Below are 6,132 nucleotides of genomic sequence, written 5' to 3'. Positions count from 1 at the left end.
GGGAATATCCGCGTCAGCGCTTCGAAGACGTTCTCCGACCCGCCTCTCGGCGCGAGCCATTCGTGCACCAGCGCGCCGCTCACGGCGTGGCCCTCGCTCCGACGGGAGCGCAGGCGCCGAGTCGTGCGGAAGCCTCTGGACGCATTAGACGAGTCTAGGGAAGATCTCGTCGAGGCCGGTGCGGCCGTGCCCGTTGTCGTCGGCTGTCAGCTTCGTCCCGAGTGCGACCCGATACTCTGGAACAGAACATTCCGGGGGAAGGACATGATGGCTCTGCGTGCGACGAAGAAAACGATCATCATCGCTGGCGCGGTCGCTGTGCTCCTTGTCGGAGGGACCGCGACCGCTGCTGCCATGGTGCTCACCGCGCAGCAGCCGGAACCGAACGCGACCCGAGCGTCCGAACCCGCTCCGAAACCGGTCGTGACCGACCCGCCGGCCGTCGTTCCCGTGACGAACGTCGCGAGAGCCTCCGTCGACGGATGGACCCTCGCCGATCGGACGGTGGTCGGCACGGTGCTTCCCGAGGTCGGCGATGCCGCCAGCGGCGCGGTCTCGTTGCGGGTGGATGCTCCGGCCGACGATGCCGACATCATCGCGGCCAGCGCTCCGATCGCCCTCGCTCCGGCTACGGAATACACCCTCAGGCTGTCGGCACGCGTGCTCGCCGAGGAGAAAGCCGCGTCGGGGATCCGCCTGACAGCGGCAGGCCAGACCTTCGAGCTTCCCGAGCTGGATGCGGAATGGGAAGCGCTCGAGTTTCCCTTCACATCACCGGCCGAGGGGGGCGCCTCGTCGATCGACGTCGTGCTGTCCGGCGCCGTGCGCGGCTTCGGGATCGATGACGTCTCGATCACGGGAGGCGACGGCGTCGAGCTCGTGCCCAACGGTTCCTTCGAGGCTGTGCAGACGACTGCGGGAATCGTCAACGACTCGCTCGTCATGACCGACGAGTCCGCGGTGCTGGCCGTCTCGCTCGCCGACGGGCCTGTGAACTGGAGCGCGACGTCGACCGCGGGCGGCGAGCCGATCACGGGCCAGTCCGCCGTCTCCGGACCGCTGGCGGCGCTGCCGTTGACCGGTGTCTCGCAGGGCCACTACGCCGTCTCCGTCAGCGACTCAGCGGGTCGGCAGATCGACACCGCCGTCGCGGTCATCGACGCAGACGGCTTCTCGGTCGCTCAGGACGGACGGTTCGGCGTCGCAGCCCACGTCGAGAAGGAGACCTTCATCGGCACCGGGTCGCTCGCCGCCGCGCTCGGATTCGCCGAGGTGCGCAATGACATCTCCTGGGAGCGGAACGAGAAGACCCCCGGGCAGTATGTCTGGGACCCGAACTACGAGCGTGAGTTCTCCCGCATGCATGCGAACGACGTGAAGCTGCTGGGCCTCGTCGTCTACGGCAACCGGCTTTACGGAAGCCGGAAGGCGCCCGGCAGCGAGCAGTCGATCCAGGCATACGGCGCCTATGCCAAGGCCGTCGCCGACAGGTTCGACCTGGTCGGTCTCGAGGTGCTCAACGAATTCAACCATCGTGAGAACGACACCGCCTGCGGACCGGCACCCTCGTGCTACGTGCCCATCGCGCAGGCCGTGCAGGACCACGTGGGTGCGGCGTATCCGGATCTCCCGATCGTCACGGGGTCGACCGCCCTCTACGATCGCGACTGGTTCGTCGGCTTCTGGCAGGCGGGCGGGCTCGCGGTGACCGACGTGGCGAGCTACCACCCCTACGAGTCCTGGATCAACCGCGACTCCGACCTCATCGCCGGAACCGTGAAGCAGTCCTACGCCGACATGCAGGAGTTCGCCGGAGAGACGCGACCCGTGTGGGTGACGGAGATGGGTTTCCCCACTCACTACGACGGTGTCGGCGCTCTCGAGCAGGGGCAGATGCTGGTGCGCAACGAGGCACTGGCCTTCGCGAACGGCGTCGAGAAGTACTTCTGGTACGACCTGATCAACGACACCCCTGACCTCGCAGCCGGCGAGTCGAACTTCGGCCTCTACGAGAACAGTCCGCGCGCGAACGTCGTCGCGCTGGCTCCGAAGCCGGGTGCTTTCGCCCAGGCCCTGATGATCTCGCAGCTCGGTGGCAAGGACTTCTCGTCGGAGGAGTCCGATGACACGAGCACCGTGACGGTGTTCGGAACCGGTGACGAGACGACCCGGGTTGCGTGGGCATCGCAGGGAGACGTGCAGCGCACGTTCGCTTCGGATGTCGCGGTGACCGTGACCGACATGTCGGGGAACGCGGAACTGGTGGAGTCGGAAGACGGAGAGGTCACGGTGACGCTCGGCGCGTCTCCGGTCTTCATCACGCCGGAGGCAGAATGAGTGCCACGGAATCGTGCAGAGCTGCCGTGAGTGAACCGAAACAGGTCGCTCCGGAACGAAAGGTGCATCGTCCATGAGTCCTGATCGTCAGGAAGCGCAGACCATCGACGAGGAGAAGACGAGCCGCCAGAAGCGGCGCCGTCGCGTCTGGGTGATTCTCAGCCTCGTCGTCATCGTTCTGCTCCTCGCCGTCTGCTGGGTCGGGCTGCGCGCCATCACCGTGAAGGACGGGCTGCTCAAGAGTCAGGAGCTGCTCAGCGACATCCAGAACGGCGGCGAGGCCCAGGAGCTGCTTCCGGAACTCGCCGAGAATGCCGCCAGTGCCGGATCCGCCGCGTCGGATCCGGTGTGGTGGCTCATGGAGTGGATCCCCGCCGTCGGCGACAACCTCAAGGGCGTGCGTCTCGCAGCGCAGTCGCTCGATGCGCTCGTGAACGGAGTCGCCGTGCCCGTGATGGGTACGGAGGAGTCCACCGGTTCGATCACGGAGAGGCTCCTCGATGCCTCCGAGGATCAGGGCGCGCGCATCACCGAACTCGCAGACGGGCTGGAGTCGGTCTCGGACTCGCCGTTCCTCGTCTCGGTCGTGCGTGACGGGATCGACGACGTCGACAAGGTGATGTCGACCGCAGCACCCGTGATCTCCACTCTGCCGTCCCTCCTGGGCGGTGACGGTGCGAAGAACTACCTGCTCGTCTTCCAGAACAACGCCGAGACGCTGGCGCTCGGCGGCAGTGCAGCGGCCCAGACGCTCGTCAAGGTCGACGGCGGCAAGATCGAGATGGGTTCTCAGGGCAACAGCGGCAGTTACCAGAACGGTGTCGCGGTCGATGTCGAGGTGCCGCCGAGCGCCATCGAGCTCTACACGAGCTACCTCGTGGACCACATCAACACGAGCATGAGTCGGCCCGACTTCCCCACAGCGGCCAAGATCATGAGGGCCTGGTGGCAGCGCGACATCGCTCCCGATGAGATCGCCGGAGTCATCTCGATCGATCCGATCGCGCTGTCGCGGATCCTCGTCGCGACCGGCCCCATCGAGCTGGCCTCGGGCGAGGTCCTCTCGAATGACAACGCCGTCTCGCTTCTGCTGAGCGAGGTCTACGGACGATGGGATTCGTACAAGGAGCCCGAACTCGTCGACGGATTCTTCGCCGACACCGCAGCCGCCGTCTTCGACAAGATCGCCACCGGGGACTTCGACCTCAAGGACATGCTGTGGGCCGTCTCGGAGAGCGCCTCGCAGGGCAGCGTGCTGGTCTGGAGCGACGACTCGCAGGTCGCGGATGCCATCAAGGGCGCCCGTATCAGCGGCATCCTTCCCGACAACAACAAGAACACCACCACGATGGGTGTCTACTTCAACAACACCAACGGCTCGAAGATCGACTACTTCACAGAGACCGCGACCTCGGCCTCGGCCACCTGCGAGGCGGGAAACGCCACGTTCACCGCGAATGCATCGCTCACTCTGCCGCTGACGCAGCGGCAGGCTGAGGCGCTGCCGCGTTACGTGCAGAGCATGACGTTCGGCGCACGCTTCCGCGACACGATCTTCGTCTACGGCCCTCCGGGAACGACCCTGTCCGAGGCGAACTTCACCGGCGACGAGGTCTCGGTGACCCACAGTGGCATCGACGATCTCGGGCGCCCTGTCGTGGCTTTCGAGGCGTGGTTCGACCCGGGCGACTCGGTCTCGGTGACGGCGACGTTCGTCGGATCCGACGGCGATTATGGGCCGCTCATGCTGCAGACGAACCCGATGGTGCGGGGCGCGAAGCCCACGGTCACCGACGGCTGCTCCGGCTGAGCGCAGCTCGCATACTGCCGAAATATCTCTCAACCGGTATTATGGCTGGCGTTCTGACGTCGGACCGGAGGGGGTGAGAGTCGTCGTCGTTCAACTTGATCACGGTGACTCCAGCTCAAACGGCGAACCGAGCGGCGGTACGCGGCTTCCCGCGTACAAGTCGCGGCGCGTCATGTGGAATCGTCGGTACGCGAGCCGTCTGTTCTACAGCGACCTCATCGTGATGGTCGTCGCGCTGTGCATCTCCGGCGCGGTCTTGCTGCCCAGGCTTCCGGCGAGCGTGCTCTGGCCGAACGGACCCCGGGTCTCCTACCTGTCCGCACTGATCGTCATCGGCCTGGTCTGGCTGATCGCCCTCGATGCGACGGACTCGCGCGACCGGCATATCGTCGGTCAGGGCGCCGACGAGTACCGTCGCATAGTCAACGCTTCGGTCGCGGTCTTCGCTCTCACCGTCGCGATCGCGTTCTTCCTCGGGGTCGAGCTCTCGCGGCTGCTGGTTGCCGTCGTCTTCCCGGTCGGACTGATACTCCTGCTCCTCTCGCGCTGGCTGTGCCGCCAGTGGCTTCGTGGACGTCAGAAGACGGGCCAGTACCTGCACCGAGCTGTGGTGATCGGCGAGCCGTCGAAGGTCGCGCACGTCGCGCGCGAGATCCGCCGCGCCAAGAGCAGCGGCTACGAGATCGTCGGCGTGATCACCGAAGGCACGTCGGCCGCCGACATCTCGGGATTCGAGGTGCTCGGCAGCATCGCGAATGTCGAGGGCGTCCTCGACGACCTGCGCTTCGACGCGCTCATCATCGTCGGATCGGATGATCTCGACCCCCTGACGCTGCGTCGTCTCGGGTACGCGGTGTCGGACCGCGACATCCAGCTCATCATGGCGCCGGTGATGACCGATATCGCAGGTCCGCGTCTGCACACGACCCCCGTCGCCGGACTGCCGCTCGTGCATGTCGACTATCCCCGCATGGAGGGGTCAGAGCGCTTCCTCAAGCGCAGCTTCGACATCGTCGGATCCTTCGTGCTCCTGGTCCTCCTGTCCCCGGTGTTCCTCGCCACCGCGATCGCAGTCCGCGTCGACGGACCCGGCGGTGTCTTCTATCGTCAGGACCGGATCGGTCGAGGCGGGCACACCTTCGGCATGCTCAAGTTCCGGTCGATGGTCGCTGACGCCGATGACCAGCTGGCGACTCTGCTCGACATGCAGGGCGACGGCGGCACGCCGCTGTTCAAGATCAACGACGATCCGCGCATCACCGGTGTCGGGCGCTTCCTGCGACGGCACTCCATCGACGAGCTCCCGCAGCTCATCAACGTGTTCCGCGGAGACATGAGTCTGGTCGGCCCTCGACCGCAGCGTGCGACCGAGGTCGCACTCTATGACGACTTCGAACACCGACGCCTCCTCGTCAAGCCGGGCATGAGTGGCCTGTGGCAGGTCAGCGGACGCTCGACCCTCTCATGGGAGGAGACGATCCGTCTCGACCTCTACTACGTCGAGAACTGGTCGCTCACGCAGGACTTCGTCATACTCTTCCGCACCATCCGGGCGGTCGTGGCGCCGGGTGTGAGCGCCCACTGATCCGCCGACCGCCCGCGCGGTGACCGTGTCTGCGCCCTCTGTCTGGGTACATTCGAGACCATGAGATCCCCCCTTGCGACGCGTCTCGCTGCGAGTGCTCTGGCCATCGTCGTACTCACATCTGCGGCAGGCTGCGCCGCGAATGCCGGCGCGACCGACCCCGTGCCCACATCCACCGCCACGTCGACCCCCGACCCCACCCCTTCCGCCACGGGGCCGACCGACGAGCCGACGCCCACTGCCGAGCCGTCGACACCGGCTCCCGAATACGGCGCCTTCACTTTCGGACAGCTCGCGCAGATCTGCATCGACGCGACCGTCTCGACCTTCGCCCCGGACGTCGTCTTCGACGCTCCGAACACGCGAATCGAGCAGCGCATCGTCACCCCGGAGTGGCTCC

The 6,132-nt window shown here is 66.2% G+C and carries 3 protein-coding genes and 1 pseudogene; all 4 read left to right on the top strand.

The genetic code is table 11. The features are described 5' to 3' along the window. Positions 1–264 precede the first annotated feature (264 nt). Positions 265–2,337, top strand: coding sequence for a hypothetical protein (locus RTM68_RS03575; RefSeq protein ID WP_312168304.1), 2,073 nt, complete (start codon positions 265–267; stop codon positions 2,335–2,337). Positions 2,338–2,410: 73 nt separating this feature from the next. Further along, positions 2,411–4,147 (top strand): DUF4012 domain-containing protein, encoded by a 1,737-nt coding sequence (locus tag RTM68_RS03570; protein WP_312168302.1) that lies wholly within the window; start codon positions 2,411–2,413, stop codon positions 4,145–4,147. 172 nt (positions 4,148–4,319) lie between these two features. Further along, a complete protein-coding gene (locus tag RTM68_RS03565) occupies positions 4,320–5,732 on the top strand; it encodes a sugar transferase (RefSeq protein WP_312168300.1) in 1,413 nt (470 codons plus the stop codon). A gap of 60 nt (positions 5,733–5,792) precedes the next feature. Beyond that, positions 5,793–6,132: pseudogene (locus RTM68_RS03560) on the top strand (hypothetical protein); the annotation flags it as partial.

The sequence above is a fragment of the Microbacterium sp. genome (genome assembly GCF_031988965.1).
GTDB lineage: Bacteria > Actinomycetota > Actinomycetes > Actinomycetales > Microbacteriaceae > Microbacterium.
The sequence above is the reverse complement of the archived record's forward strand: the minus strand, read 5'-3'. Positions and strand labels throughout refer to the sequence as shown.

What these genes read in the sequence shown, in the direction of transcription:
- RTM68_RS03575 (WP_312168304.1), top strand. Translation starts at nt 265, where the DNA reads ATGATGGCTCTGCGTGCGACGAAGAAAACGATCATCATCGCTGGCGCG.
- RTM68_RS03570 (WP_312168302.1), top strand. Translation starts at nt 2,411, where the DNA reads ATGAGTCCTGATCGTCAGGAAGCGCAGACCATCGACGAGGAGAAGACG.
- RTM68_RS03565 (WP_312168300.1), top strand. Translation starts at nt 4,320, where the DNA reads ATGTGGAATCGTCGGTACGCGAGCCGTCTGTTCTACAGCGACCTCATC.